The sequence below is a fragment of the Bradyrhizobium sp. BLXBL-01 genome (genome assembly GCF_051853025.1).
Lineage (GTDB): Bacteria > Pseudomonadota > Alphaproteobacteria > Rhizobiales > Xanthobacteraceae > Bradyrhizobium.
Map to the genome: position 1 here is coordinate 1,197,903 of NZ_CP182471.1, position 25,134 is coordinate 1,223,036.

At 65.4% G+C, this 25,134-nt stretch carries 25 protein-coding genes; 8 read left to right on the forward strand and 17 right to left on the reverse strand.

Annotated elements, in window-relative coordinates; genetic code table 11:
* Positions 1–42: 42 nt before the first annotated feature.
* Positions 43–612, reverse strand: coding sequence for an alpha-ketoglutarate-dependent dioxygenase AlkB (locus ACNJYA_RS05635; protein ID WP_439402199.1), 570 nt, complete (start codon positions 610–612; stop codon positions 43–45).
* Between the two features lie 79 nt (positions 613–691).
* Between ACNJYA_RS05635 and ACNJYA_RS05640 the strand changes: the two genes are divergently transcribed.
* The gene (locus tag ACNJYA_RS05640) at positions 692–832 is read left to right on the forward strand and encodes a hypothetical protein (protein ID WP_165935896.1); all 141 of its coding nucleotides are present in this window, start codon (positions 692–694) and stop codon (positions 830–832) included.
* On the opposite strand, the gene ACNJYA_RS05645 is transcribed toward ACNJYA_RS05640, so the two are convergent.
* Genes ACNJYA_RS05645 through ACNJYA_RS05655 form a run of 3 tightly spaced genes read right to left on the reverse strand, consistent with a single transcriptional unit; the run spans position 829 to position 4,631 of the window.
* Positions 829–2,415, reverse strand: coding sequence for an ATP-binding protein (locus tag ACNJYA_RS05645; protein WP_439402200.1), 1,587 nt, complete (start codon positions 2,413–2,415; stop codon positions 829–831). The two genes, ACNJYA_RS05640 and ACNJYA_RS05645, sit on opposite strands and share 4 nt — an antisense overlap.
* Positions 2,412–3,116 carry a response regulator transcription factor gene (locus ACNJYA_RS05650; protein ID WP_271509807.1) on the reverse strand — a complete coding sequence of 235 codons (705 nt, stop codon included), beginning with the start codon at positions 3,114–3,116 and terminating at the stop codon, positions 2,412–2,414. The genes ACNJYA_RS05645 and ACNJYA_RS05650 overlap by 4 nt, the downstream gene beginning before the upstream one ends.
* A 12-nt stretch (positions 3,117–3,128) precedes the next feature.
* The gene (locus ACNJYA_RS05655; protein WP_439402201.1) at positions 3,129–4,631 is read right to left on the reverse strand and encodes a DUF4153 domain-containing protein; all 1,503 of its coding nucleotides are present in this window, start codon (positions 4,629–4,631) and stop codon (positions 3,129–3,131) included.
* A gap of 187 nt (positions 4,632–4,818) precedes the next feature.
* Here ACNJYA_RS05655 and ACNJYA_RS05660 point away from each other — a divergent pair, with 187 nt between their 5' ends.
* A complete protein-coding gene (locus tag ACNJYA_RS05660) occupies positions 4,819–6,162 on the forward strand; it encodes a glycoside hydrolase family 3 N-terminal domain-containing protein (RefSeq protein ID WP_439402202.1) in 1,344 nt (447 codons plus the stop codon).
* Here ACNJYA_RS05660 and ACNJYA_RS05665 read toward each other — a convergent pair.
* The 4 genes from ACNJYA_RS05665 to ACNJYA_RS05680 all read right to left on the reverse strand — a co-directional run bounded on the left by ACNJYA_RS05665 (position 6,159) and on the right by ACNJYA_RS05680 (position 11,461).
* Complete coding sequence (locus ACNJYA_RS05665) at positions 6,159–7,781, reverse strand: ABC transporter substrate-binding protein (protein ID WP_439402203.1); 1,623 nt, start codon at positions 7,779–7,781, stop codon at positions 6,159–6,161. The genes ACNJYA_RS05660 and ACNJYA_RS05665 overlap by 4 nt on opposite strands.
* A 128-nt stretch (positions 7,782–7,909) precedes the next feature.
* Positions 7,910–9,187: a DUF892 family protein gene (locus ACNJYA_RS05670; protein ID WP_260382007.1), complete on the reverse strand. Its 1,278-nt coding sequence runs from the start codon at positions 9,185–9,187 to the stop codon at positions 7,910–7,912.
* A 120-nt stretch (positions 9,188–9,307) separates the two neighbouring features.
* Positions 9,308–10,762: a dihydropyrimidinase gene (hydA, locus tag ACNJYA_RS05675; protein ID WP_439402204.1), complete on the reverse strand. Its 1,455-nt coding sequence runs from the start codon at positions 10,760–10,762 to the stop codon at positions 9,308–9,310.
* A 69-nt stretch (positions 10,763–10,831) separates the two neighbouring features.
* Positions 10,832–11,461: a TetR/AcrR family transcriptional regulator gene (locus ACNJYA_RS05680; RefSeq protein WP_439402205.1), complete on the reverse strand. Its 630-nt coding sequence runs from the start codon at positions 11,459–11,461 to the stop codon at positions 10,832–10,834.
* Between the two features lie 103 nt (positions 11,462–11,564).
* On the opposite strand from ACNJYA_RS05680, the gene ACNJYA_RS05685 reads away from it, so the two are divergent.
* The 3 genes from ACNJYA_RS05685 to ACNJYA_RS05695 all read left to right on the forward strand — a co-directional run bounded on the left by ACNJYA_RS05685 (position 11,565) and on the right by ACNJYA_RS05695 (position 12,913).
* Positions 11,565–12,260, forward strand: a complete 696-nt coding sequence (locus ACNJYA_RS05685; RefSeq protein WP_172784968.1) for a PspA/IM30 family protein — start codon at positions 11,565–11,567, stop codon at positions 12,258–12,260.
* A 52-nt stretch (positions 12,261–12,312) separates the two neighbouring features.
* Positions 12,313–12,588, forward strand: a complete 276-nt coding sequence (locus ACNJYA_RS05690) for a YiaA/YiaB family inner membrane protein (RefSeq protein WP_439402206.1) — start codon at positions 12,313–12,315, stop codon at positions 12,586–12,588.
* Positions 12,589–12,706: 118 nt separating this feature from the next.
* Entirely contained in the window at positions 12,707–12,913 is a 207-nt protein-coding gene (locus tag ACNJYA_RS05695; RefSeq protein WP_439402207.1) for a hypothetical protein, read from the forward strand.
* 11 nt (positions 12,914–12,924) lie between these two features.
* On the opposite strand, the gene ACNJYA_RS05700 is transcribed toward ACNJYA_RS05695, so the two are convergent.
* The 4 genes from ACNJYA_RS05700 to ACNJYA_RS05715 all read right to left on the reverse strand — a co-directional run bounded on the left by ACNJYA_RS05700 (position 12,925) and on the right by ACNJYA_RS05715 (position 16,476).
* Positions 12,925–13,386, reverse strand: a complete 462-nt coding sequence (locus ACNJYA_RS05700; protein WP_439402208.1) for a DUF3237 domain-containing protein — start codon at positions 13,384–13,386, stop codon at positions 12,925–12,927.
* A gap of 10 nt (positions 13,387–13,396) precedes the next feature.
* Positions 13,397–14,716: a TRAP transporter large permease gene (locus ACNJYA_RS05705; protein ID WP_172784965.1), complete on the reverse strand. Its 1,320-nt coding sequence runs from the start codon at positions 14,714–14,716 to the stop codon at positions 13,397–13,399.
* Positions 14,717–14,718: 2 nt separating this feature from the next.
* Positions 14,719–15,255, reverse strand: coding sequence for a TRAP transporter small permease (locus ACNJYA_RS05710; RefSeq protein WP_210268232.1), 537 nt, complete (start codon positions 15,253–15,255; stop codon positions 14,719–14,721).
* A gap of 204 nt (positions 15,256–15,459) precedes the next feature.
* Positions 15,460–16,476, reverse strand: coding sequence for a TRAP transporter substrate-binding protein (locus ACNJYA_RS05715; protein WP_439403382.1), 1,017 nt, complete (start codon positions 16,474–16,476; stop codon positions 15,460–15,462).
* A gap of 574 nt (positions 16,477–17,050) precedes the next feature.
* Between ACNJYA_RS05715 and ACNJYA_RS05720 the strand changes: the two genes are divergently transcribed.
* On the forward strand, positions 17,051–17,470 hold the full coding sequence (locus tag ACNJYA_RS05720) for a PaaI family thioesterase (RefSeq protein WP_212254129.1): 420 nt from the start codon (positions 17,051–17,053) through the stop codon (positions 17,468–17,470).
* Between the two features lie 181 nt (positions 17,471–17,651).
* On the opposite strand, the gene ACNJYA_RS05725 is transcribed toward ACNJYA_RS05720, so the two are convergent.
* Complete coding sequence (locus ACNJYA_RS05725) at positions 17,652–18,536, reverse strand: LysR family transcriptional regulator (RefSeq protein WP_212254130.1); 885 nt, start codon at positions 18,534–18,536, stop codon at positions 17,652–17,654.
* A 120-nt stretch (positions 18,537–18,656) separates the two neighbouring features.
* Between ACNJYA_RS05725 and ACNJYA_RS05730 the strand changes: the two genes are divergently transcribed.
* On the forward strand, positions 18,657–19,295 hold the full coding sequence (locus ACNJYA_RS05730) for a pyridoxamine 5'-phosphate oxidase family protein (protein ID WP_439402209.1): 639 nt from the start codon (positions 18,657–18,659) through the stop codon (positions 19,293–19,295).
* A 178-nt stretch (positions 19,296–19,473) separates the two neighbouring features.
* Here ACNJYA_RS05730 and ACNJYA_RS05735 read toward each other — a convergent pair whose 3' ends face one another.
* Genes ACNJYA_RS05735 through ACNJYA_RS05745 form a run of 3 tightly spaced genes read right to left on the reverse strand, consistent with a single transcriptional unit; the run spans position 19,474 to position 23,017 of the window.
* On the reverse strand, positions 19,474–20,205 hold the full coding sequence (locus ACNJYA_RS05735; protein ID WP_439365651.1) for an ABC transporter ATP-binding protein: 732 nt from the start codon (positions 20,203–20,205) through the stop codon (positions 19,474–19,476).
* Positions 20,202–21,971, reverse strand: a complete 1,770-nt coding sequence (locus ACNJYA_RS05740) for a branched-chain amino acid ABC transporter ATP-binding protein/permease (protein WP_172784960.1) — start codon at positions 21,969–21,971, stop codon at positions 20,202–20,204. Before ACNJYA_RS05740 ends, ACNJYA_RS05735 begins: the two co-directional genes overlap by 4 nt.
* A gap of 5 nt (positions 21,972–21,976) precedes the next feature.
* On the reverse strand, positions 21,977–23,017 hold the full coding sequence (locus tag ACNJYA_RS05745; protein ID WP_439365652.1) for a branched-chain amino acid ABC transporter permease: 1,041 nt from the start codon (positions 23,015–23,017) through the stop codon (positions 21,977–21,979).
* Between the two features lie 175 nt (positions 23,018–23,192).
* Here ACNJYA_RS05745 and ACNJYA_RS05750 point away from each other — a divergent pair, with 175 nt between their 5' ends.
* Positions 23,193–23,714 carry a MarR family winged helix-turn-helix transcriptional regulator gene (locus ACNJYA_RS05750; protein ID WP_172784958.1) on the forward strand — a complete coding sequence of 174 codons (522 nt, stop codon included), beginning with the start codon at positions 23,193–23,195 and terminating at the stop codon, positions 23,712–23,714.
* 129 nt (positions 23,715–23,843) lie between these two features.
* Here ACNJYA_RS05750 and ACNJYA_RS05755 read toward each other — a convergent pair whose 3' ends face one another.
* Positions 23,844–25,127: a glycerate kinase type-2 family protein gene (locus ACNJYA_RS05755; protein WP_439402210.1), complete on the reverse strand. Its 1,284-nt coding sequence runs from the start codon at positions 25,125–25,127 to the stop codon at positions 23,844–23,846.
* Positions 25,128–25,134 lie beyond the last annotated feature (7 nt).

Genomic DNA, 25,134 nt, shown 5'->3' on the forward strand with positions numbered 1-25,134 from the left:
GTGCATGGGGTTGTTTTCGCAGTTTTTGTTTTGGACGGCCCGTCAAGCCCGCTTCATTGTCCGGAAGGTGATGGAGTAGCGAGGCGCCGCGACCGGCGGGATGCTGTGCTCCCATTGCGACCGCGCCTCGCCGTCCATCATGTAGAGCGAGCGCGGCAGGGCTTTGAGCGTGTGGCGCTCCCACTTCTTGCCCCTGCGACGGCGGAAGCGGAAGTTGCACGGCGAGCCCAGCGAGAGGCCGAGCACCTTGTCGAAATGCGGCTTGTCGCGATGCCAGCCGATGCCGACGCCGACCTCGTATTCGGTGCACAGCACCTGCCGGACGCTGCCCTCCGGCAGCCCCGCCCAGGCCTCGACCTGGTGCGCGACCGGCCGCACCCAGTCCGGGATCGGATCGGCCTCGGCCAGAAGCTGCAGCGTGTAGTCGTAGCGATAGCCGAACGACGCCACCCGGCGGTTGCCCTCGAAGGCGCCGAACTGAAAGCGCTGGAGCGGCAATGCTGCGATGCGGCCGATCAGATCCTGCTCGGTGGCACGATCGATAAAATCGTCCGTGTAGCGAAGGCCGGCCGGGCCTTCCTGCGGGTCGGCGAACAAACCTAGCTGCGTCATGCCTCGCATTTCCGTGATGGAACCTCTTTGCGGCTGATGCGACTTATCTATGACGCGGGAAGAAACGTGCGAGGCTGTCATGGCAGAGAAGCATACCGCCGATCCGGTTGAGATCATGCGGGCGACCGGTCATCCTGAGCTGGAATACGCCGCCGGCTGGACCATCGCCGGTCTCGTCACCATCGGCACCATCGTCGCCGCCTGGGTCTTTGCAATCTAGGCAACCGGAAACTGGAGTTCGAAGGCGGCCCCTTCGTCGGTCGGCTTCAGCCTGATCGAGCCGCCATGGCTCGCCATTACCGCGCGCGCGATCGCCAGCCCCATGCCGGTGCCGCCCTGGTCGCGGCGGGTGGTGAAGAACGCATCAAAGATCCTGTCGCGGTTCGGCGCCGAGATCGGCTCGCCGTCATTGCTGACCGTCACGAGCACGGTCGTCCGCGCGTCGACCGCCTCCAGCCTGATCGTCCCGGCCTTGTGCCGCACCGCGTTGTCGGCGATGTGTGACAGCACGATCAGCGCCTTCTCCGAGGACATGCCGATCGCCCGATCGAGGCTGCCGCTGGCCTCGATCGCGCTTGCCGGAAACCGGTTCCTGAGATCGGCGATCACGGGCGACAGCTCGGTGCGCTCGTTCTGCGGCAGGCTCTCGGCGCGGGCGAGCTCGCGCAGCCGCTGTGCCATCGCCTCCAGGCGCTGGGTGTCGGACAGGATGTTGGCGATGAAGGTCTTCTGCTCGGCCGGCGTCAGGCCCTCGGCCTTGCCCTGAACCGAATCCTGCAACAGCTCGGCCGCGCCCTTGATCGAGGTCAGCGGCGATTTCAGCTCGTGGGTGAGATGGGCCGAGAAGGTCGCGATATAGTCGGAGCGCCGCGCCAGCTGCTCGGCCATGCCGAGAAAGCTGTGCGAGAGCTGGGCGAACTCGCGCGTGCCGTAATGTTTCAGCGGCTGGAATGCCTCGCGGTCGCCGCGGCCGATTCTGGCGGCGCGGTCGATCAGCTCGCGCATCGGCAGCGTGATGGTGCGCGAGAACACGAGGCCGATCGCGATCGTGCCGAGGATCACCGCCAACCCCGCCAGCACGAACTTGGCCCGCTCCTGGTAGAGATGGTCGAAGATGTTGCTCGGCGTCCGCGTCGTGTAGATCACCCCGGCGACGCGGTTGTTGACGATGACGGGCATCGCCGAGAACACGTGCACGCCGAGGCCGCGGCTGAAGGAATAGATCGGCGGCGGCGGCTTGTCCGGCACGCGGTTGCGTAAAGTCGCGCGGTATTGCCCGTGCAGGGCGTCCGCGACCTCCTCGATATGGGCGAGCGACTGGCCGACCTCCTGCCGCCCGGCAATCACCACGCCCTGGGGATCGAGGATGCGAAAGCCGGCCAGCGTCACCTTCTGGGTCTCGCGGATGATCGGCGTCAGCCTGGCGCCGATCTCGACATAGGCTGCTTGCGCCGGCTTGGGCGCGGGCAATGCGTCGGGCCGCCGCCGCAAGAGGTCGTTCGCGGTGAGGTCGAGCGCGGGGCGGATCGGCGTGACCTGATCGCCGGGATCGGGCAGCACGCCCGGCGGCACCTCGGCGCCGAGCATGAGGCCGCCGTCGAGCCGGGCCGCGACCTCCTGCGCATAGATCGTCGCCAGCACGCGGCTCTGCGCGATCAGCTCGGCCTGGGTCTGGCGGATCAGCTGGTTGTCGTAGAGACGGAAGAAGAACAGGCCGACCAGCGGCAATATTCCGACCGTCGCCAGCACCGTGAAGATCACGAGGGTGAGCGAGGGCCGCCATTTGTCGGGCGCAGCGCTCATGCCTCTTTCTCGCAGCGGCCGAGCTTGAAGCCCACGCCGTGGATGGTCTCGATGACGTTGTCGCAAGCAAGCGCCGCCAGCTTGGCGCGGATGTTGCGGATATGGCTATCGATGGTGCGGTCGGAGACCTGGATGTTGAGCTGATAGGCCGCCCGCATCAGCTGCTCGCGGTTGAACACCGAGGTCGGCCGGGTCAGGAACGCGCGCAGGATGCCGAACTCGATCGCGGTCAGCTTCAGCGGCGTGCCGGCGAAGGTCGCGACATGCTGCTCGGGATCGATCAGCAGGCCGCCTTGCGCCAGCGCGGTGGGCCCGGCCTTGGCCTCGCCATTGCGCGGGCTGAGGCGGCGCAGGATGACGTTGACCCGCGCCACCAGCTCGCGCGGGCTGAATGGCTTCGTCACGTAATCGTCGCCGCCGATCTCGAGGCCGAGGATGCGGTCGATCTCCTCATCGCGCGCCGACAGGAACAGGATCGGCACGTCGGAGCCTTTGCGGATCTCGCGGCAGACGTCGAGGCCGTCGAACTCGGGCATGCCGATGTCGAGCACGATGAGGTCGGGTCTGTCGGCGGCAAAGCGGAGAAGCGCCTCCTTGCCGTCGCGCGCCTCGATCACGTCCATGCCGGCCTTCTTCAGGGCGACGCGGATGACCTCGCGGATATGGCCCTCGTCGTCGACGATGAGAATGCGATGCGCCAAGAAACTCTCCGCTCACCCCGCCGGCGGATTGCCGGGCTGCACCTTGACCTGAGCGTCGAGCCGGCGCTGCAGCCGCCAGCTCCGGAAGCCCCAGGCCCGCCAGGCGAGGTCCTGCCGTTGACTTTCTACAAGCCGATCGCGACGTCCCGCAAGACAGTAGTCGCCGCCGCGAAGCGCAATGACCTTGTCGATCGCAGGCAGCGCCTGCGGCCCGAGCGTGAGGAGGTAGTTGGCATCGATCTTCACGCCGTTCCCTCCCATTTCGCTGCTGTGCTTCAGATTATAGTCGGCAATGAATGCATCGAAGTTCACCAGCGAGACACTATAGAGCACGATCGTTAATGCGATCAGGTTGGCGCAGACGAGCCACCGGTTGGACCGGTTGAGCGCGATGCGGGCGACGATCAGGATCAGTCCTAGCGCCACAAGGCCCATCCAGATGAAGGCCGCGATGCGCCAGTAGGTCAGCATGTAGATGCCGACGTAGAGATCGAGCCGCAGAATGGAGGACGCGACCAGCAGCACGTTCTGCCCGACCCAGACATAGACCAGCGGCCGGATCACCGTCGATTTCTCCGCCGGCCCGCCCGGGCGCATTGCCACTAGCACGAAGGCAGCAGCGAGCAGGGCGGTTACGATCAGCGGATAGGCACCGCGATGGGCGTAAGTCGCATAAGTCATGTTGTCGGGCAGCGCCACGTGCCCCCAGAGATAGATGCCGTCGAGAATGGACTGCGCCGCAAACAGCAGGTTGAACAGGATCAGCGAGCGCAGGATGGTGGAGGGGCCGAGAAATTCTGCCGAGACCATGGGCGGCAGCGGCGGTGGCACAGGGCCGTCGACCCCGGTGGTGGTGACCATCGTCTTGCGCCGCCAACGCACATGAATGAAGGGCCAGACCAGGGCCAGCATCATGGACCAGAACAGAACGCGCCACGTGTTGACATATTCGAGGATGACCTTGGGATTGAGCAGGGACACCCATTGCTCGATCACCGGATTGGCCGCGGCGAACAGTGCGACGAAGACGGTGCCGAGTGCCGCAGGCATCAGCCAGAGCGCGACGCCGCGGGTGAACGCCGACATGTTGAAGACCTGGGGGGCGTCGAGGAAGAACCTGAAGGGGCCAAGCAGGAGAAGATTGCGCAGCGCGCGTGCGCGTTCGGTGAGCTCGGTCGTATCAGGATTGGTCGCAAGCAACAGCGCGATCGTCAGCGACGCGACGAGGATCAGGAAGGACAGCGTGTTGAGCTCCTCCACGGCGGGGACGACGCCGAGCGTGAGGATCGCGCCGCCGATCGCCGCACGCCTGAAGTCCAGGGCCGCATGATTGAACAGCACCGACACGCAGGCGGTCGCGATCGCAAACAGCGTCAGCGACAGCCCGATCCGCTGGCCGTAGAACAGCCAGTCGGCGAGCGCGGCCAGCAGCAGCGCCATTGCAAGCTTGGCCGACAGCGCAGAAGGCCTGATAGGCTGGATGTCCGTCGTCGATGTCGAAGCCAGGCTCGTCATGTCCAGAAAGTCTCCGTGAATGGTGGCATCACGAACTCTGAACGGCGTTTGCGCAGAAGCCGCGGCCATCGTCTGCACGGTTTCGGGAGTCTTTTGCAGTTTTCGTGCAGGCGCGATTTTGGCCCTCGCGCGGCGCGAAGTGCTTTGATAGGTGCGAAGCATCATCGCTTTTCGCAAGTGACGCATCATGCAATTGCTCAACCGCATCGGTCTCATCCTGCTCTGGCTCGCCGCGCCGTTCGTTGCATTTCTGGCCGCGAACAAGAACGATCCGTATCTGCTCGTGTTGCGCGGCGCCGGAAACATCGCTCTTGTCGTCGCAAGCATCGCAGTCGTCGTTCTCTTGCTGCGCAGAGGCCGCTGGCGCACCTTGGCCGGCAAGGCGCTCGTCGTGCTCTGGTGCTTGCCGCCTGTCTTGATGTCCGCCGCGCATCTGAAGTTCGAGCTGCGCAAGCATGACGTTCTCGGCGCCAGCGCCGTCGAGGCGCGGCAGCTCGGGCCCCACTTCATGGTCGGCTATTCCTCTTTTTCCGAGGTGGCGCGTCTTGCCGGGCAGGGCCTGATCGGCGGCGTCTACGTCACCCGGCACAATGACCGCGGCCGCACCATCGAGGCGCTGCGGGCCGAGATCACGGCGCTCCAGGATCTCAGACGGGCAGCCGGCCTGCCGCCGCTGGTCGTCGCCGCCGATCAGGAAGGCGGCATCGTCGGGCATCTTGCACCGCCGCTGACGAAGGTGCCGGCGCTGGCGACGCTGACGGGGCTCGCCCCCGACGATCAGCAGGCCAAGGCTGAGGAATTCGGCCGCATTCACGGCCGCGAGCTTGCCGAAGTCGGCGTCAACCTCAATCTCGCCCCGGTGCTCGACCTCAAGCCGCCGGCGCGGCGCAACCGTCTCGATTTCCACACGCTGATCGGCCAGCGCGCGATTGCGACCGATCCCGCCGTCGTCAGCACCATCGCCAGCGCCTATGTGCGCGGGCTGGAAGAGACCGGCGTCGGCGCCACGCTCAAGCATTTTCCCGGCATCGGCCGCGTCCGCACCGACACGCATCATTTCAGCGCCAACCTCGACACGCCGGTGAAGGAGCTGGAGGCAACCGACTGGCGCCCGTTCCGCGAGGTGCTGTCGCATTCGCGCAGCGCGCTCATGGTCGGCCACGTCACGCTCACCGCCGTCGATCCCGATCGCGCCGCCTCGCATTCGAAGCGCGTCGTCGATGGGATCATTCGCGGGACGTGGGGCTACCAGGGCGTGGTGATGACCGACGACCTCGTGATGGGCGCGATCTACCAGAACGACGTCTGCAAGGCCGTGGTCGAGGCGGTCAATGCCGGCGTCGATCTGTTGCTGGTCGCCTATGACGGCGCGCAGTTCTACCGGGTCTTTGCCTGCGCCCTGCAAGGATCGCGACAGGGCAGGCTCGATGCGGCGATGCTGCATGCGAGCGCGGCGCGCCTGGAGCGCGGCTTTTCGACCGCGCAGGCGCGAGCTGCCTCACGCACCGTCAGCGTCGCCCGGCGGAACTAGCCTTTCGCAAACTGACGGTAGTCCGGCTCGCGGTGAAACCAGAACTCGTAGCCGGAGACACCCTTTTGCATGGCAACGTCGTGGATCGGCTGGTTGAGCGGAACGACGGGAACGTCGCGCATGCAGAGCGCGATGAAATCCTTCACGCACCTGTCGTATTCCGCGGTATCGGTGGTGAAGCGTGCCTTGTCGATCAGGGCGTCCATCTCCTTGTTCTTGTAGGAGGAGATGTTGAAGATCGAGTTGTTGCCGTGGAAATTCCAGTAGAAGTAATATTCGGGATAATCGAGCCAGCCGCTGAATCGGTTGAGCGCGAGAGGCAGTTCCTTCTTGTTCAGCGTCGTGCGCCAGTTCGCGCCGGGAATCTTCTCGATTGAAGCCTTGATGCCGATCTTGGCGAGGCTCTCCTGGATCAGGATCGCGGCCGGCTCGCCGACGGTGGCGGTGCCGGTGTCGAGCGACAGCGTGGTCTCCAGGCCGGATTCGAAGCCTGCTTCCTTCAGCAGAGCCTTGGCCTTGTCGAGATCGGTGACGTAAGGAAATGGCTGCGGCCAGACCGGCTTTGAGACCTCGGCCGCGCCGCCATACATGGGAACGGCGCGCCCGAAGAAGGCGCTGGTTTGGATCTGCTCGTAGGGCATGGCCCAGGCGATGGCCTGGCGCAGCTTGACATTGTCGAACGGCGGCTTGGCGGTGTTCAGCGCGACGTACCAGAGCGCGTTCGGGATCGGCACGCCCGAGACCTTGACCTTGCCCTCCCTGATGATCTGCTCGAAATCGCGCGGCGCAAAGCCGCTGGAGATATCCGCATCGCCACGCTCCAGCATGGCGCGGCGGGTGCCGGCGGAAGGAACGTCGCGTGCGATCACGCGCTTCACCTTCGGCAGCGGCCCGCTCTTCCAGTCGTCGAAGCGCGTCAGCACGGTCTCGCTGCCCGGCTTCCAGCTCTCGATCTTGTAAGCGCCGCCGCCGGCCTCGTTGTTCTTCAGCCAGGCCAGCGCCCACGGGTCTTCCGGAGTCGCGTTCTTCTTGGCGAGCTCGGAATTGATGATGAAGGGCACGACGACGGCGACGTTGAACAGCAGCATCTTGTCCTTGCGGACATAGTCGATGCGGAAAGTGTGGTCGTCGACCACCACGAACTGTTCCGGCTTCTCCAGCGACCCCGCCGACATCTGGAAGGTCGGAAAGCCACCGACCTTCACGGCGCGGTCGAACGACCATTTGACGTCCTTGGCGGTGACAGGCGAACCGTCGTGGAATTTGGCATCCTTGCGAAGCTTGAAGGTGCAGGACATGCCGTCGGCCGCGACCTCCCAGCTCTCGGCGAGCTCGGGCGCGAGCTTCTCGCGGTCATACGACAGCGTGCCGTCCGGCAGCGTCTTGGAGGCGTAGGTGAGCAGGCGGTCATAGCAATTCCAGGACAGGCCGTTCACGGTCTGGTTGGAGCCGACGCCCTGCATGTCCAGCGAGTTCGGCCCGAGCTCCTGCACCACCAGCAGCGTCTCAGCTCGCCCCTGCGCCCAGGCGAGGCATGGAGCAAATGCTGCCATACCGGCGACACCGAGGCCTCCGAGCACGACGCTGCGGCGGTTCAAATCGAGGGGTGAAACGCTCAAGGGTACCTCCTGTCCGGAATTGTCCGGCATCGAGAGGCAAGGTGTATGCCACAGGCAGGACGTGCCAAGCCGCCCCGCAAAGGCGCGAGGCGGCTTGGGTTCGACCGGATACGCGCTGCGCGATCGTCTTAGGTCTGTTCGGCCTGCTCCAGCGCGGCGGGCATTTTCGCGACCGACATCAGCGATCGCGCGACCTGGTTGAGCAGGAGATCGGCATTCTCTTCCTCGGCGAGGGATTTGGAGAGCAGGGCGACGATGGCGCTGTGGCGCAGCTGCTGCGCGAGGTTGCGTGCGGTGGTATAGCCGGCCATCTCGTAATGCTCGACGCGTTGCGCCGCAGAGATCAGCGCGAGGTCGGCGGCCGCATCCTCCTTCTCTTCGCCTTCCTTCATGACCTCCTGGCCTTCCTCGATCAGGCCCATCATGCCCTTGCAGGGCTTGGCGCGAGCGTTCTCGCCGAGCAGCTCGAAGCACTCGTTGATGCGCTCGACCTGATTTTCGGTCTCGGCCAGATGCTGCTCGAACAGTTCACGCAGCTGATCGAATCGGGCGGCCTGCGCCATCTTGGGAAGCGCCTTCGTCAGCTGCTTCTCGGCATGAAGAATATCGCGCAGCTCATGGAGCATCAGATCGGTCAGGCCGGCCTCGTCGACGGGCGGCGAACTCTCCGCGACGATCGACGGGGCAGCGCCGGGATCGGAGGACTGAAGCGCAGGCGATTCCGTGAACACCCAGTCCTCGCCTTCGTTCCAAGGACCGCGGGTGTCGATCTCGCCGTGATCACCGCTGCCGGTGGAATCATTGAAATACTGGTTCACGAGGCCCGGCGTCGGGGCGATCCGGCCGATGCTGAAGGCCGGCTTCGACAGGCTCTCGAGCGCGCGCGCAAACGCCTTCATATGCGTGATCTCGCGCGTCATCAGGAATTGCAGCGCGTCCTTGCTGCCGGCGTCGTCGCAGAAATTGATCAGGCGCTCGTAGACGATCTTGGCACGCGCTTCGGCGGCGATGTTGCTGCGGAGATCGACGTCGAGCTCGCCGGTGATCTTGAGATAGTCGGCGGTCCAGGGATTGCCTTGCGAGTTGAACAGATTGACGCCGCCTCCGCCGGCGATCGCAATCAGCGGATCGGCCTCCGCGGCCTGGCGGTCGTTCCGCGAGGGCGCAAGATGCATCCGGGCGAGGCAACCGACGACCTCGAGATGGCTGAGCTCTTCGGTGCCGATATCCATCAAGAGGTCCTTGCGGTCTGGATCCTCGCAATTCAGTCCCTGAATCGAATATTGCATCGCAGCCGCAAGTTCGCCGTTGGCGCCGCCGAACTGCTCGAGGAGCATATTGCCGAAGCGCGGATCGGGTTCGTCGACGCGCACGGTGAACATCAGCTTCTTGACGTGGTGATACATGGAGGGACTCGCGTGCTGGAGGAAAATATGCGCGACAACGAGGCCTCCAGCCGTTCGTTCCTAAGTCTCTCCGAGCTTGAGGCTGTCGTTGCCCGGACGTCTGCCAGCGAGCGCGATGGCTTATGGTGTTACCGCGCTACGTGCGACGGCGCGCGGAGCCGTCAGTTCCTTCCAGGTCGAATTCGCCACATGCACCGGCGAGAAGGCTGGGCGTTCGACATAGCGCCCATCGCCCGCCTCGGCACGCAGATCGCTATCCTTCCAGACGATACGGCCGCGCGACAGCGTTGCGGCCGCACCGCCGGTGCAGGCAAAACCCTCGAACACGTTGTAATCGATCCGGCTCATCTGCCGCTTGGCACTGATGGACTTGCTCTGCTTGGGATCCCACACCACGATGTCGGCATCCGAGCCCACGGCGATCGCGCCCTTGCGCGGATAGATGTTGAGGATGCGCGCGATGTTCGCCGAGGTCACCGCGACGAATTCCTCTTTCGTCAGCCGCCCGGTGGCGACGCCCGCGGTCCAGAGCAGCGCCAGGCGATCTTCGAGGCCGCCGGTGCCGTTTGGGATCCTCCTGAAATCGCCGCGCCCGAACCGCTTCTGCTCGGTGGTGAAGGCGCAATGGTCGGTCGCAACCACCTGGAGCGAGCCGGCTTGCAGGCCAGCCCAGAGGCTGTCCTGATGCGATTTGTCGCGGAACGGCGGCGACATCACGCGCTGGGCGGAATGATCCCAGTCCTTGTTCTGGTATTCGCCGGAATCGAGCAGCAGATGCTGGATCAGCGGCTCGCCATAGACCCGCTTTCCACTGGCCCGCGCGCGAGCGATGGCCTCATGCGCCTCGCGGCAGCTGGTGTGCACGATATAGACCGGCGTGCCCGTCATATCGGCGATCATGATGGCGCGGTTGGTGGCTTCGCCCTCGACCTCCGGCGGCCGTGAATAGGCGTGGCCCTCGGGGCCGTTGACGCCGCGCGCGATCAGCGCCTCTTGCATCAAGGCGACGACGTCGCCATTCTCCGCATGGACAACCGGCATGGCGCCGAGATGGGCGCAGCGCGCGAACGAGTTGTAGAGCTCGTCATCGTTCACCATCAGCGCGCCCTTGTAGGCCATGAAGTGCTTGAAGGTGTTGATGCCGTAGGTTTTGACCACGGTCTCCATCTCGTCGTGGATCTGCTTCGACCACGACGTCACCGCCATGTGGAAGCCGTAGTCGCTGGCCGCCTTCTCGGATTTGTGCCGCCACTCCTGATACGCCGCGAGCATGGATTGGCCGGGATCGGGCAGGCAGAAATCCACCACCATGGTGGTGCCGCCGCTCAGCGCCGCCTTGGTTCCGGATTCGAAATCGTCGGCTGTGACGGTGCCCATGAACGGCATTTCGAGATGGGTGTGCGGATCGATCCCGCCCGGGATGACGTAGGCGCCCCCTGCATCCATGATCTGGCTACCGGTCGGCGCATCGAGCGATGCGCCGACCGCGACGATGGTCTCGCCGTCGATCAGCACGTCCGCGCGGCGCGAATGATCGTGATTGACGACAGTGCCGCCGCGGATGAGAAGGGGCATGAGTGACTCCGAGAGGTGAGGGACCGCTCGAAGGCTAAGTGCACCGCTCACGATGCGACAGGTGAAATTTTAGTCAGCCGCCGCCGCTCCTTTCACGTCGCGCGCGACCAGCCCGTCGATCATCGCGCGCACAAGGCCCGCGATCTCCTTGCGCAGCGCCGGCAACGGCACCGCCACCAGCTTCTGCTCCAGCCCGAGCGCCACCATGCCATGCACGGCCGAGAACAGGCTGCGCGCAGTGATGCCGAGTTCCTCTGGGCAGCGCCCGGGAAACAGCGCGGCCAGCGGCTGGTAGATATGACGGAACAGCTGCATCTGGTCGTGCACCGACCAATCCGGCACCAGTTTGCCCGTCTCCATGCGGTGCTCGAACAGCGCGCGCCAGAGCTGGAGATTTTCGGCGGCGAAATCGCAATAGGCGAGGGCGATGCGGATCAGGGATTCCCGTGGCGATGACTCGCCCGCACGCGTCGCGAAAGTCAGCACCTCGTCGAGCCGGAGCAGCGTGCGCGACCCGACGCGCAGGATCAGCTCATCGACATCAGCCACGAGATTATAGACCGCGCCATTGGCGCAGCCGATCTCGCGGGCCAAATCGCGGGTCTTCAGGCCCGCCAACCCCCGCTCAGCGATCATTTGCTCGGCCGCCTGGATCAGGGCGGTCCGCAATTTCTCTCGCCGTTCCAGAGCTTTAGTCATCTTTAACCAAATTCGTGAGCGTCGCTCAAATATTTATTGAACGATGTTCAAGATTCCTGCTACAAAGCATGTGTGAGCAACGCTCATAGAGAGGGAGCAACCAATGTTCAAGACCGTCGTGACCCTCTTCCGCGGCAGCGTCGCCGCCGCGGGCGAGGAACTGGAAGACCGCACCGCCCTTCTGATCCTGGACCAGCAGATGCGCGATGCGGCCGCAGCCGTCGAGCGCAGCAAGCGCACGTTGGCGCTGGCGATCGCGCAGGACCAGCAGGAAGGCCGAAAGCTCGAGGCCACGAACGCGCGCATCGCCGATCTCGAGACCCGCGCCGTTGCGGCGCTGGATGGCGGCCGCGAGGACCTCGCCAAGGAGGCCGCCGAAGCCATTGCGGCCCTGGAGGCCGACCGCGATGCGGCCATGACGGCGCGCGCGCTGTTCGCGACCGAGATCGCCCGGCTGAAGCGCCACGTCGCCAACGCGCAGGCCCGTATCACCGAGCTCGATCGCGGTCGCCGGATCGCGCGTGCCTCTGACGCGGTGCGCTCGCTTCGCCGCAGCGGCATCGAGGCCGCGCGCCCCTATGAATCGACATTGCCGGAAGCGGAGGGCACGCTGAGGCGTCTGCGCGAGCGGCAGATGGAGGCTCAGGCGGCCGACGATGCCCTGGTCGAGCTCGACGCGGCCACCGGTCCGCTCGCCACCGCCGAAAAACTCGCCGAGCAGGGCTTTGGCCCCCGGCTCAAGACGACCGCAGACGACGTGCTGGCGCGGTTGAAGTCCAAGCGCATGCCGGCGGCCTGAACTCACGCCTGAAGCCGAACGCAATCATCATTCGAAACAACAGGAGACGATCATGAATCAAACCGGCCAGCCCCACAGCGGCGCCTGGGTGAGCTTTACCTACGCGTCCTTCGCAGCGTCCGCCTTCCTCGTCGCCATCGGCATCTTCTTCCTGCCGATCGACCTCTGGATGAAGGGTTATCTCACCATGGGCATCGTGATGATGATCCAGACCTGCGTCACCCTGACCAAGACCGTGCGCGACAATCATGAGAGCAGCCGCTTCGTGAACCGCATCGAGGATGCCAAGGCCGAGCGGCTGCTGATGGAGGTCTCCAAGGCGGCGTGAGGAGCGAACGGCCCCGCCGCAATGTGGGGCGGCGGGGCCCCTGCGGCAGGACGGGCGCATTGTGCTTCGCGTGCAGGTGCGATATGGCTCTCGCGCTTTCCAGAGGCGGAGACGAGCTTTGTCGAAACAATCCCTGCGCGAGGAGGCCGAGCGCCTGATCCGCGAATCGATGGAAAAGAAGACCATCCAGGTCAAGCAGGGTACCACCCGCATCGAGGCGGTCTGCGGCAAGTGCGGAGCGCCGAACCGGGTGCAGGCGGAGAAGGGCCAGACCCGCGTCAAGTTCGCCTGCAAGAACTGCGGGCACAAGCAGGAGACGTTGTAGGCATCTTCGCCTCACATCACCTGATGCACGTCGATCACGACGCGATCCGCATGGCGCGCCGCTGACGCCACGAAGATGTGCTCCATCAGCCAGCGGTACTTCTCGTGTCCCGTCTCGAATTTCGGCACGGTGCGGAAATAGATCAGCTTCGGATCGACCGGCTCGCCGCGCTTGAGTTTGTGCAGCAGCTCGAGCGGGCCGAAGCGCATACCTCTGTTCTCGACGTAGACGGTCGCACCGTCGTCGGTCTCGAAGGCGTATTTCGCCTCGAGATCGATCAGCTCGTTGGGCCGGATGGTCTGGAAGTCCGCGCCGAACGGGAGCACCTTTCCCCGGACCGCGCCCGTCACCTCGCCGCCGATGATCGGAATGATGCGGCGGACGCCGATCCCGGTCTCGCCGGCGGTGATGACGTCGCCGATCCGCGCGGTGATGGTGAAGACGTATTTGGTTTCCAGCGTCGGTGTGGTCATCGCTTCACCTTCAATGCGCCATCATCCGCGTCGGCAGCCAGGTCGCCAGCAGCGGGAAGGCGATCAGGATCACCAGCCGCACCAGGTCCGTCGCCACGAACGGGATCACGCCCTTGAAGATCGTGGAGAATGACACGTCCTTCACCACGCTTTTGATGACGAAGACGTTCATGCCGACCGGCGGATGAATCAGGCCGAGCTCGACGGTCATGACGATGATGACGCCGAACCAGATCGGGTCGAAGCCGAGATGCATGATCACCGGGAAGATGATCGGCACGGTGAGGATGATCATCGCCATGGCGTCCATCAGGCAGCCGAGCACGAGATACATCACCATGATCAGGGCCAGCACGCCGTAGGGACCAAGGCCGAGCCCGGTGAGGAATTCCGTCACCTTCTGCGGCGTCTGCGTCACCGTGAGGAAATAGCCGAAGATCAGGGCGCCGATCAGCACCGTGAACACCGCAGCCGCGGTGCGCGTGGCCTGCAGCAGCGAGGCCAGCACCTTCTCGCGGTCGAGCCGGCCGGTCAGCACGCCGATGATGAAGGCCCCGGTCGCACCGACTCCGCCGGCCTCGGTCGGCGTGAAGCGCGGCAGGAAGGGCAAGCCGTAGAGGCCGCCGATGACGAAGATGAACAGCAGCACCGGTGCCCAGATCTCCTTCAGCCCGGCAAAGCGCTCGCGCCACGGCGTCACCTTGCCTTTCGGCAGGAAGTCGGGGCGGAAATAGCCGATCAGGAAGATCGTGATCATGTACATGGTCATCGCGAGCAGGCCCGGGATGATGCCGGCTATGAACAGCTTGCCGATGTCCTGCTCGGTGATGATGCCGTAGACCGCGAGCACGGTGGAGGGCGGCAGCATCGCCCCCAGCGTGCCGCCGGCCGCGATCACGCCGGTGGCAAAGGACTGCGGATAGCCGAACCGGCGCATCTCGGGATAGGCGACGGCGGAGAAGGTCGCGGCGGTCGCGACCGACGAGCCGCAGATCGCGGCAAAGCCGCCGCAGGCACCGACGGTGGCGATGCCGAGCCCGCCGCGCAGATGGCCGACGAAACCGTTGGCGGCGCGGAACAGCTCGCGGCTCATGCCGGAATGGGAGACGAACGAGCCCATCAGCAGGAACATCGGGATGACGCCGAACGTGTAGTCGGTGACCGTGCGCATCGAGGTCTGTCCGACCAGCTTCAGCGCGGCAGTCCCGTTGACGAGATAGGCGAAGCCGGACACGCCGACGAGGCCCATGGCCATGCCGACCGGCACGCGCAGCAGCATCAGGACGAAGAGGGAAACGAAGCCGATTACGGCGACGGCATCGGTGCTCATGGTTACTCCGTCGCCTTGATCTTGGGGTCGTGCATCTCTTCGGGATGGAAGATCAGCCGGTAGGTGCGGATCGCGATCAGCAGCACGGCGCAGACGTCGCCGATCCAGGCGACCGCGAAGAACGGCCAGGTCGGCATGTGCAGGTCGAAGGTCTGGACGTTGTCGTTGTAGGTGCCGCGCACCTTGTCGAACAGCGTCCAGGTCTGCACGGTGACGACGAACAGCAGCACCAGCGTCGCGAACACGTCGATCCAGCGCTGATGGCGCGGCCCGACATTGCCCCAGACCAGGTCGACCGTGATGTGGGTGCCGCGATAGGAGGTCGCGGCGATGCCCCAGAAGATGAGGATGCCGAGCAGCATGCGGCCGATATCGAAGCTGTCGGGGATCGAATAGTTCAGCGTGTTGCGCAAGAGCACCGACAGGAAGATGTCGAGCGCGACGATGCCGACGAAGCCGGCCGCGATCCATTCGATTGAGTCGATCACGCGATCCATCCAGGAGCGCCTTGCGGGGTGTGTTCCGTCGTGTGCTGTCATTGCTTGATCCCGACTCCAGCGGCGGCTCTTCGCCTCTCCCCGCGCGCGGGGAGAGGCCGCATCGCATCGGAGATGCGATGCGGGTGAGGGGGACTCTCCGCGAGGCCATCTCTCACTGTTTTTGCGGAGGCAGCCCCTCACCCCGACCCTCTCCCCGTAAGAACGGGGCGAGGGGGAAGAGAAAGTCGCCGCGCCGGCGCCGCGTCACTCCGCCAGCGCGTTGTACTTCTTCAGCGAGGCCTTGAGCTCCGCGAGCGTCGCATCGGGATCGGCGCCGGCCTTCTTGGCGCCGTCGCCCCACGTCTTGACCAGCGGTTCGGCGGCCTTCTTCCAGGTCGCGATCTGCTCGGGCGTCAGCTTGTAGACCTCATGGTTGGATTCCGCCTTCACCTTGTCGATGCCGGCGTCCTCGAACTTGCCCCAGTGCTCGCCGACCGCGCCCGCCATCTCGACCGTGCAGTTCTTGTCGATCGCGGCTTTCTGCTTGTCGGACATCGCATTGTACTTGTCCTTGTTGATCACGAACACGAAGGTCGTGGTGTAGAGCGGCGCCTCCATGTCGTACTTGGTCACCTTGTCGATGCCGAACAGCACCAGGGAGCCCCAGGGGAAGGTGACGCCGTCGGCGACGCCGCGCTCGATGATGTCGCGCACTTCCGGCGCCGAGGACTGCACGTTGGTGCCGCCGAGCGAGGTGACGAAATTCGCCATCGTGGCGTGGGCCGGGCGGATCTTCAGGCCCTTGACGTCCTCAGGGTTGACGATCTTCTTGGTGCGGGAATGGAACGAGGAGGGCGAGTGGACGAAGGCGAGGCAATATTTGACGTCCTTCATCTCCTTCTCGGCAAATTTGCGGTACCAGGCGTCCAGCCCCATCGAGCCGCCCTTGGCGTCCGAGATCAGGAACGGCAATTCCCCGGCGCCGATGATCGGGAAGCGGCCGGGCTGGTAGCCGGGATTGACATAGGTGACGTCGGCGATGCCGTCGCGCGCCATGTCGTAATGGTCGAAGGCCTTGCCGAGCTGCTGGGCCGGAAACACCTTGCCCTTGATCGTGCCGCCGGAATCCTTCTCGACCGCGGCGGCCCAGTCTTCCAGCGATTTCTGCAGGGGGTGCGAGGCCGGCACCCAATGCGAGATCTTCAGATCGAAGGTCTTGTCCTGCGCGAGCGCTGGGCTCACGCTTGCTGCCAGCAGCAAGGCCAGACAGGCTTTCCTCATCACGCGTCTCTCCCTTTTGCGACGGCGGGCTTCGTTGGCCCGGTCTCGTTAATTAACATGTTATCTAATTGGCCGGCGCGTTCAAGCCGGAACTGAGGCGCGCGGTGTCGCGCCATCTACGTCAGCCATGTTGCATGGATTTGTCGCTGCTCGGGCGACGACCGCTCTCCCCTTTGCGCAAACGTTATATGATATAATTATCGTCTGCGAGCCCGTGCGACAAGCAGGCCCCGGACCCAGAGCCTACAGGATCGGGCAGAGCAAGTATTGCGGGCAAAGGTCGCAATCAGCGGAGTCGGGCCGGCCGAATTGCTGCTTGGGCAACTGTCATGCCCCGCGAAGGCGGGGCATCCAGTACGCCGCGGCCTTTCGATTTCAATCACTGCCGTCTCTGGAATACTGGATCACCCGCCCCGGTGCGCCATTGCGCACAAGGCGGGTGATGACAGTCTTGGTGAGGCGACGGCGGAGCTCGTTTCAAACACCTGCACAAATTCCGTTTAAAGCTTTGTAGGTGATGCATTCGCCGCTTCATTCGCTTCCAATGCGGCCAAAGCAATGAAGCGAGATTGCCATGACCTTCACCGACATCCCCGCCGGCTACGAGCCGCATTTCCGCAAAGCGCCGCTGACCGATCCCTGGGAGCCGCTCTACTCGAAGAAGACCGACAAGGGCGTCACCGTCGGACTCCGCCTGGCGACGCCGCACACCAACGCCCGCGGGCTGATCCACGGCGGGCTGATCGCAGCGCTCGCTGACGCTGCCATGGGTTACAGCTGCGCCCAGGCGACGGGCTGGACGACGTCGTTCGTCACCATCTCGCTGTCGGTCGACTATGTCGGCGCCGCCGAGATCGGCCAGTGGCTCGCGGTCGAGGGCGAGGCGATCAAGACCGGGAACACGATCTGCTTCGCGCAGTGCCTGGTGAAGGCGGACGACGCCGTGATCGCGCGGGCCAGCGGCACGTTCCGGGTGGTGCCGAAGAAGGGATGATGCTCGTGAGGTGGGCCGCGATGTCGCCCCTTGTCCCGTCATTGCGAGCGTAGCGAAGCAATCCAGACTGCCACTGCGGAAAGACTCTGGATTGCTTCGCGGAGCCTGTCATCGGGCCGCGCTACGCGCGGACCCGTTGGCTCGCAATGACGATGTGGAGATAGCGGGGCGGGACACGCACTCACCCAAACCGCCACTCCGCCGTCTCCACCACGAGATCGATGAACGCGCGCACCTTGGCCGAGAGCAGACGCGAGGTCGGATAGACGATGTGGATCGGCAGCGCCGGCTGCTGGTACTTCGCCAGCACGATCTTCAGGCGTCCGCGCTTCAGGCCCTCGGCGGCCTGATAGGCCAGCACCCGCGTCACGCCGCCGCCGGCCTCGGCATATTGCAGGGCGGCGTCGGCGCTGTTGCTGATGAAGCGAGGGGACAGCGGCAGCCCGATATCGCGGCCGTCGCGCAGGAAGCGCCATTCGGACCAGGGGCCGAACTGGATGGTCTGGTGCGTGGCGAGCGCTTCCGGCGTCTTCGGCTCACCATGCCGCTTCAAATAGCCGGGCGCAGCCACCACGATCCGCCGCATCTCGCCGACCTGGCGTGCCACCAGCGAGGAATCGGCGAGGTGGCCGATCCGCACCGCTGCATCGACGGCGTCCTCCACGAGGTTGACGAGGTGGTCCGACAGCCGGAGCTCGGCCGTGACCTCGGGATAGCGCTTGAGATAGGCGGTCATGACCGGCCCGACATGCAGCCGGCCGAAGCCGACCGGCGCCGACACGACGAGGCGCCCGCTCGGCCGGTTGCGCTCCTCCCGCGCCGAGCCGTCAGCCTCCTCGACATCGGCGAGGATGCGCCGAGCTCGCTCCAGATAGCGCGTGCCGACGTCGGTCAGCGTCACCTGCCGGGTGGTCCGCTGCAGCAGCCGCGCGCCGAGATGCTCCTCGAGCGCCGCGATCAGCCGCGTCACCGCCGACGGCGACAGCCGCAGTTTTCGCGCGGCCGGCGCAAAGCCGCTGAGATCAGCGACCGTGACGAAGACGTGCATGGCTTCCAGGCGGTCCATGGCATTATTGCATATATCGCAACGATGAAGTGTCAAGGTGCTCAATTGTTTTGGGTGCCGAAAGGTCCAGATTAGGTGGGAAAGACGCAGCAATGCGCCGGAATTTCAGGAGATGTTCCGATGACGGAAGTCCATACCTATGCCAGCGACGTGGCCTTCTCGCCGGCGGTGAAGACGATCCAGGCCCGCAAGGGTTCGCGCGAGGCCTATGCGCGCAGCGAGCAGCGCGGCTGGCGCACCGAGGTCGACGACAATCTCGCCGCCTTCCTCGCCGACGCGAACAGCTTCTACTTCGCGACCGCCTCGGCCGACGGCCAGCCCTACATCCAGCACCGCGGCGGCCCTAAGGGCTTTCTCAAGGTGCTGGACAAGCAGACGCTCGCCTTCGCCGACTACGCCGGCAACCAGCAGTTCATCACGCAAGGCAATCTCTCGGAGAATCCCAAGGCCTACATCTTCGTGATGGATTACGCCCACCGCCGCCGTGTGAAGATCTGGGGCGAGGCGCGCGTGGTCGAGGACGACGAAGCCCTGACCACGTCACTGATGCCGAAAGGCTACCGCGCCCGGCCCGAGCAGGTGATCCTGTTCAAGATCGCGGCCTGGGACACCAACTGCCCGCAGCACATCCCGCAGAAATTCGACGCGTCCGACGTCGCGGCCGCGCTCGCGGCGAGGGATGCGAGGATCGCGGAACTGGAGGCGGAGGTTGCGGCGCTGAAGGGGGAGAAGGCGAGCTTAGCCTCCAACGAAAGCTAAAGCAGCCTGCGCGGTGCACCCTCTCCCCTTGTGGGAGAGGGTGGCTCGCCGCGGAGCGGCGAGACGGGTGAGGGGTCTCTATCCTCACGAGCAATCTTGCGGGTGGAGAGAACCCCTCATCCGGCGCTTCGCGCCACCTTCTCCCACAAGGGGAGAAGGGAAGAACAGCGCTACATCGCTAAATCACACTCTCACCTTCGTGCTGGAAGCCGAGATAGCTTGCCGCGACCCGCTCGTTGGCCGCGATGTCGCTGGCCTTGCCGCTGAGCACGAACTCGCCGAGCTCCATCACATAGGCCTGGTCCGCGATCTTCAGCGCGGCCTGCGCGTTCTGCTCGACGAGCAGCACGGAGACGCCGGCGGCGCGGAGCTCGGTGACGATGCGGAAGATGTCGGCGACGATGATCGGGGCAAGGCCCAGGCTCGGCTCGTCCAGCATCAAGAGCTTCGGCTCGCCCATCAGCGCGCGGCCCATCGCGAGCATCTGCTGCTCGCCGCCGGAGAGCGTGCCGGCGAGCTGCTTGCGCCGCTCCTTCAGCCGCGGAAACAGCGCATAGACCCGCTCGATCGAGGCTTTCGCCTTGCTGCGCTCGATCCGGAACGCGCCCAGCTCGAGATTGTCCTCGACATTCATGGTCACGAACAATTCGCGGTGCTCGGGAACGAGACCGAGCCCCATCGCGACGCGGTCCTCGATGTCGAGCCGGGCGAGATCCTGCCCGGCAAAGGCGACGCGGCCTTTCAGCGGCAGGATGCCCATGATGGCCGAAAGCAGCGTGGTCTTGCCGGCACCGTTGGCGCCGACGATGGTGACGATCTCGTTGGTGCCGACCTCGAGCGAGACCGAACGCACTGCCTCGACCTTGCCATAGGCGACATGCGCGTCGGTGACGGACAACAGCGTGCTCATGCCGCCACTCCGAGATAGGCCTTGATCACTTCGGGATTGGTCTTGATCGTCGCCGGCGTGCCTTCGGCGATCTTGGTGCCGAAATCGAGCACCACGATGCGGTCGGCGAGGTTCATGACGAAGCCCATGTCGTGCTCGACCAGCAGCACGCTCATGCCGCCGTCGCGCAGCTCGCGGAGCAGTGCGGCGAGCCGCTGCTTCTCCATGTGGCGCAGGCCCGCGGCCGGCTCGTCGAGCAGCAGCAGCATCGGATCGACGCAGAGCGCGCGGGCGATCTCGACGATGCGCTGCTGGCCGAGCGAGAGCGAGCCTGCCAGCTGGTGCATCTGCTCGGTGAGGCCGACGCGCTCGATCTGCCGGGCGGCCTCGGCGAGCAGCTTGGCTTCGTCAGCGCGGTCGAGCCGCAGCATCGAGGAAACCGGTCCGGAATGACCGCGCAGATGTGCGCCGATCGCGACATTCTCCAGCACGGTCATGTCGGGGACGAGCTTGACGTGCTGGAAGGTCCTGCTGATGCCGAGCTTGACGATCTCCTGCGGCGGCGCGTTGTCGACCTTCCTGCCGAGCACCGAGATCGAGCCCGACGTCGCCGACAATACGCCGGTGATCAGGTTGAAGGTCGTGCTCTTGCCGGCGCCGTTCGGGCCGATCAGCGCGACGATCTCGCGGGCCTGGACGTCGAAGGAGACGTTGTTCACCGCGACCACGCCGCCGAACTGTTTTCGCGCCTTCTCGACCTGAAGCAGGACACCGGCCTCGGTGGGCGCGCGGGCGCGATGCTCCAGCTTCAGCGAGGTGTCCGGCTTCTCGCCATCGGTGCGCTCGGGGAAGAACGACATCAGCCAGGGCCAGAGTCCGCCGGGCGCAAGTTGCAGCAGCGCCACCAGCATGATGCCGAACACGATGGTCTCGACCTGGCCGGAGCCGGGCAGGATCAACGGCAGATAGCTCTGCAGCACCTCTTTCAGGATCACGACGATTGCCGCCCCCAGCACGCCGCCCCAGACATAGCCGGCGCCGCCGACCACGGCGATGAAGAGATATTCGATGCCCATATGCGCACCGAACGGCGTCGGGTTCACCGCGCGCTGGAGATGGGCGTAGAGCCACCCGGACAGGCCGGCGAGCACCGCGGCATGGATGAACACCAGCAGTTTGGCCCGCGGCGTGTGGACGCCGAACGCCTCGGCCGCGACATGGCCGCGGCGTAGCGCACGGATGGCGCGGCCGGTGCGGGAGTCCAGCAGGTTCATCGTCAGCAGGGCCGAGAGGATCACGGCGACCCAGATCGCGTAATAGATCGAGCCGGGCGAGAGCATCTTGAACGTGCCGATCGACAGCGGCGGGATCGCTGAGATGCCGTCGTTGCGGCCCAGAAACTCCAGCTTGCTGAACAGGTAGAACAGTCCAAGCCCCCAGGCGAGGGTGCCGAGCGGCAGATAGTGCCCCGAGAGGCGCACGGTGATCAGCCCGAGCAGCACCGCGAGCGAGCCGCTGACCAGGAGCGACAGCGGCAGCGTCAGCCAGGGCGACAGGCCGTAGGCCGTCGACAGCACCGCGGTGGTATAGGCGCCGAAGCCGACGAAGGCGGCCTGGCCGAACGAGGTGAGGCCGCCGACGCCGGTCAGCAGCACGAGGCCCATCGCGACCAGGGCCGCAAGGCCGATATTGTCGAGCAGCACGATCCAGAACGGGGGCACGCCCGGGATGAACGGGATCGCCGCCATGACAAGTGCAAAGACGAGGATGGGAAGCCGGCTCTGCATCGGGCTCAGTCCTTCTCTTCCTCGACCGCGGGCGCGGCGAGCGAGCGCAGCAGCAGCACGGGGATCAGCAGCATGAAGACGATCACCTCCTTGTAGTTGGAGGCATAGAAGGACGAGAACGCCTCGACGATGCCGACCACCAGCGCCGCGACGGCGGTGAGGGGATAGCTGACGAGGCCGCCGATGATCGCGGCGACGAAGCCCTTCAGCCCGATCAGGAAGCCGGAGTCATAATACAGGGTCGTGATCGGCACGATCAGGATGCCGGAGAGCGCGCCGATCACGGAGGCCAGCAGGAAAGCGATCTGGCCCGACAGCGTGGTGCGGATGCCCGCGAGCCGTGCCCCGAGCCGGTTCACGGCAGTGGCGCGCAACGCCTTGCCATAGAGTGTCAGGCCGAAGAACAGCCAGAGCCCGACGATGAAAGCGATGGTGATCGCGTAGACGGTGATGCTCTGGCCGGTGAAGCGCAGCGCGCCGGCGGTGAAGGCGCCGGACAGCACGGCAGGCCCGCGCTGGCCTTCGGCGCCGAAGAACAACAGGCCGAGGCCCTGCAGCGCGAGGTGGACGCCGACCGAGGCGATCAGCAGCACCAGCACCGAGGTGTGCGCCAGCGGCTGGAAGGCGATGCGGTAGAGATAGACGCCGATCATCGCCACGATCACCAGCGACAGCGCGATGCAGACGGCGACCGGCGGCTTCTGGGCGGAGAAATACAGCGTCAGCGCCAGCACGATGCCCGGCAGCACGACATTGGCGGTGAAGCTGCGCGCGATCAGCCGCCCATGCAGCGCCTTGCGCGCGACGAACAGATCGAAGGCGAAGGCGCCGATGCCGAGCGCCAGAGCGAGCTTAGCCGTGCCCGGCATCTGGCCGGCGGCCAGCGAGGCATAGGTCAGCGCGCCATAGGTGACGAATTCGCCCTGGGGAATGAGGATGACGCGGGTGACGGCGAACACCAGCACCAGCGCCAGGCCGAGCAGCGCGTAGATTGCGCCATTGGTGATGCCGTCCTGCAGCAGGAACAGCATGATGGTGGTATTCAAGACCGGACGCTCCCCCTTAATCCGGACCGGTCCTCCTGATTGTGGTGGACGGTCCGCTCACAGCCATTGAAAAACGCATGCGATATTTGATATGGTCCATAACAATTATCAAATATAACTTCAAGGGCGGGGAACGAACCCGTCCCGAATTTAGCGGGATTACGAGCACGAGGCGATGACCGTTTCCAAAACCGCTGAAAAGTCTTCCGAAAAGCCTGCCGAGGCGGCCAAGGGCCGCAAGGACGCGGGCGAGCCGCAGGCTGAAGCCCTCCAGCTCGGCGAGTTGTCCGAGCAGCTGGGCTATGTCCTGAAACGTGCACAGCTCAAGGTGTTCGAGAATTTCTTGCGCTGCATGGCCTCGCTCCAGCTGACGCCGGCGCAGTTCTCGGTGCTGCTGCTGGTCGAGAAGAACCCCGGCCGTAACCAGACCGAGATCGCCTCCACGCTCGGCATCCTCCGGCCGAACTTCGTGGCCATGCTCGACAATCTGGAGAGCCGCGACCTTTGCGCGCGGATCCGCTCCACCAACGACCGCCGCTCGCACATCCTGGTCTTGACCGACAAGGGCAAGGCCGTGCTGGCGCGGGCGAAGAAGCTCGTCGCCACCAAGCACGAGGCCCGGCTGAACGATCTGCTCGGCCAGGCCAACCGCGAAGCCCTGATCGGAATGCTCGCGAAGATCGCCAACGAGTTTTGAGTTACTCCGTCATCGCCCGCGAAGGCGGGCGATCCAGTATTCCAGAGGCCGTCGTGAGATGCGGAGAAGGCCCGGCGTACTGGATTCCCCGCTTTCGCGGGGAATGACACCGTTGTTGGGGCAGGCGCCTCAATCCACCAAAATCACCCGGATATCGTTCACGTTGGTCAGCGTCGGGCCGGGCTGCAGCAGGTCGGCGGTCGCCTCGAAGAACGTGGTCGCGTCGTTGTTGTCGAGATAGGCCTGCGGCTCGAGCCCCAGGGCCTTCATCTTCGCGAACGTCGCAGCGTCGATCAGCGCGCCGGCGGGGTCGGTCGGGTGGCCGGCGCCGCCATCGGCGCCGTCGGTGTCGCCGGCCAGCGCCGCGATGCCGACCGTGTCCTTCAAGAGCGAGGCCAGTGCCAGCGCGTATTCCTGGTTCGGCCCGCCGCGGCCATTGCCGCGCACGGTGACCGTGAGCTCGCCGCCGGACAGGATCGCGACGCGCTTGCCCTGCGCGCGGGCCTGAAGTGCCAGCCTGGCGTGGTCGGCGGCGACCTCGCGCGCCTCGCCTTCGAGATCGGCGCCGAGATCGATGGTCTCGTAACCGGACTCGCGTGCGAGCTTCACCGCCGCGTCCAGCGATTGCTTGGGCCGCGCGATCAGCTCGAACGACGCGCGCGCGAAGGCGGCGTCATCGGGCTTGGCGCTTTCATTGGCGGGCTCGTCGAGGGCGCGGCGCACCGCATCGTCGATGTCGAGCTTGTATTTCGCCACGATCGCGCGCGCATCGGCCAGCGTGGTCGGATCAGGCACGGTGGGGCCGGAGGCGATCGCGGAAGGATCGTCGTGCGGCACGTCGGAGATCGCGAGCGTCACGATCTCCGCGGCTTTCCTGCCGGCGCGGGCGAGACGGCCGCCCTTGATCCGCGACAGGTGCTTGCGCACGACGTTCATCTCGCCGATCGGCGCGCCCGAGCGCAGCAGCGCCTTGTTGACCGCCTGCTTCTGTGCGAAGCTGATGCCCTCCACCGGCGCGATCCAGTTGGCCGAGCCGCCGCCGGTGAGCAGCACCAGCAAGAGATCGTCCGGCCCGGCCTCGCCCGCGAGTGCGAGGGTGTCGGCCGCGCCCTTCAGGCCGGCTTCGTCGGGCACGGGATGACCGGCTTCGACCACACGAATGCGGCGCGTCGGCACGCCGTAGCCGTGGCGCGTGGTGGCGATGCCGACGAGGCGCTCCGGCGCCAATCCCAGCGCGTCGAGATAATGCCGCTCCGCGGCCGCGGCCATCGCGCCGGCGCCCTTGCCGGCGGCGAGGCAGATCACGCGCCCCCTGGGCGCAGGCCGCAGGTGAGGGGCCAGCACCACGTTGGGATGGGCGGCGGCGACGGCGGCGTCGTAAAGCGCGCGGAGCAGGGGGCGTCGGTCGGTCATGGACGAT

Coding starts and splice junctions, on each gene's coding strand:
- ACNJYA_RS05635 (WP_439402199.1), bottom strand. CDS start 612: ATGACGCAGCTAGGTTTGTTCGCCGACCCGCAGGAAGGCCCGGCCGGC.
- ACNJYA_RS05640 (WP_165935896.1), top strand. CDS start 692: ATGGCAGAGAAGCATACCGCCGATCCGGTTGAGATCATGCGGGCGACC.
- ACNJYA_RS05645 (WP_439402200.1), bottom strand. CDS start 2,415: ATGAGCGCTGCGCCCGACAAATGGCGGCCCTCGCTCACCCTCGTGATC.
- ACNJYA_RS05655 (WP_439402201.1), bottom strand. CDS start 4,631: ATGACGAGCCTGGCTTCGACATCGACGACGGACATCCAGCCTATCAGG.
- ACNJYA_RS05660 (WP_439402202.1), top strand. CDS start 4,819: ATGCAATTGCTCAACCGCATCGGTCTCATCCTGCTCTGGCTCGCCGCG.
- ACNJYA_RS05670 (WP_260382007.1), bottom strand. CDS start 9,187: ATGTATCACCACGTCAAGAAGCTGATGTTCACCGTGCGCGTCGACGAA.
- hydA (WP_439402204.1), bottom strand. CDS start 10,762: ATGCCCCTTCTCATCCGCGGCGGCACTGTCGTCAATCACGATCATTCG.
- ACNJYA_RS05680 (WP_439402205.1), bottom strand. CDS start 11,461: ATGACTAAAGCTCTGGAACGGCGAGAGAAATTGCGGACCGCCCTGATC.
- ACNJYA_RS05685 (WP_172784968.1), top strand. CDS start 11,565: ATGTTCAAGACCGTCGTGACCCTCTTCCGCGGCAGCGTCGCCGCCGCG.
- ACNJYA_RS05690 (WP_439402206.1), top strand. CDS start 12,313: ATGAATCAAACCGGCCAGCCCCACAGCGGCGCCTGGGTGAGCTTTACC.
- ACNJYA_RS05700 (WP_439402208.1), bottom strand. CDS start 13,386: ATGACCACACCGACGCTGGAAACCAAATACGTCTTCACCATCACCGCG.
- ACNJYA_RS05705 (WP_172784965.1), bottom strand. CDS start 14,716: ATGAGCACCGATGCCGTCGCCGTAATCGGCTTCGTTTCCCTCTTCGTC.
- ACNJYA_RS05710 (WP_210268232.1), bottom strand. CDS start 15,255: ATGACAGCACACGACGGAACACACCCCGCAAGGCGCTCCTGGATGGAT.
- ACNJYA_RS05715 (WP_439403382.1), bottom strand. CDS start 16,476: ATGAGGAAAGCCTGTCTGGCCTTGCTGCTGGCAGCAAGCGTGAGCCCA.
- ACNJYA_RS05720 (WP_212254129.1), top strand. CDS start 17,051: ATGACCTTCACCGACATCCCCGCCGGCTACGAGCCGCATTTCCGCAAA.
- ACNJYA_RS05725 (WP_212254130.1), bottom strand. CDS start 18,536: ATGGACCGCCTGGAAGCCATGCACGTCTTCGTCACGGTCGCTGATCTC.
- ACNJYA_RS05730 (WP_439402209.1), top strand. CDS start 18,657: ATGACGGAAGTCCATACCTATGCCAGCGACGTGGCCTTCTCGCCGGCG.
- ACNJYA_RS05735 (WP_439365651.1), bottom strand. CDS start 20,205: ATGAGCACGCTGTTGTCCGTCACCGACGCGCATGTCGCCTATGGCAAG.
- ACNJYA_RS05740 (WP_172784960.1), bottom strand. CDS start 21,971: ATGCAGAGCCGGCTTCCCATCCTCGTCTTTGCACTTGTCATGGCGGCG.
- ACNJYA_RS05750 (WP_172784958.1), top strand. CDS start 23,193: ATGACCGTTTCCAAAACCGCTGAAAAGTCTTCCGAAAAGCCTGCCGAG.
- ACNJYA_RS05755 (WP_439402210.1), bottom strand. CDS start 25,127: ATGACCGACCGACGCCCCCTGCTCCGCGCGCTTTACGACGCCGCCGTC.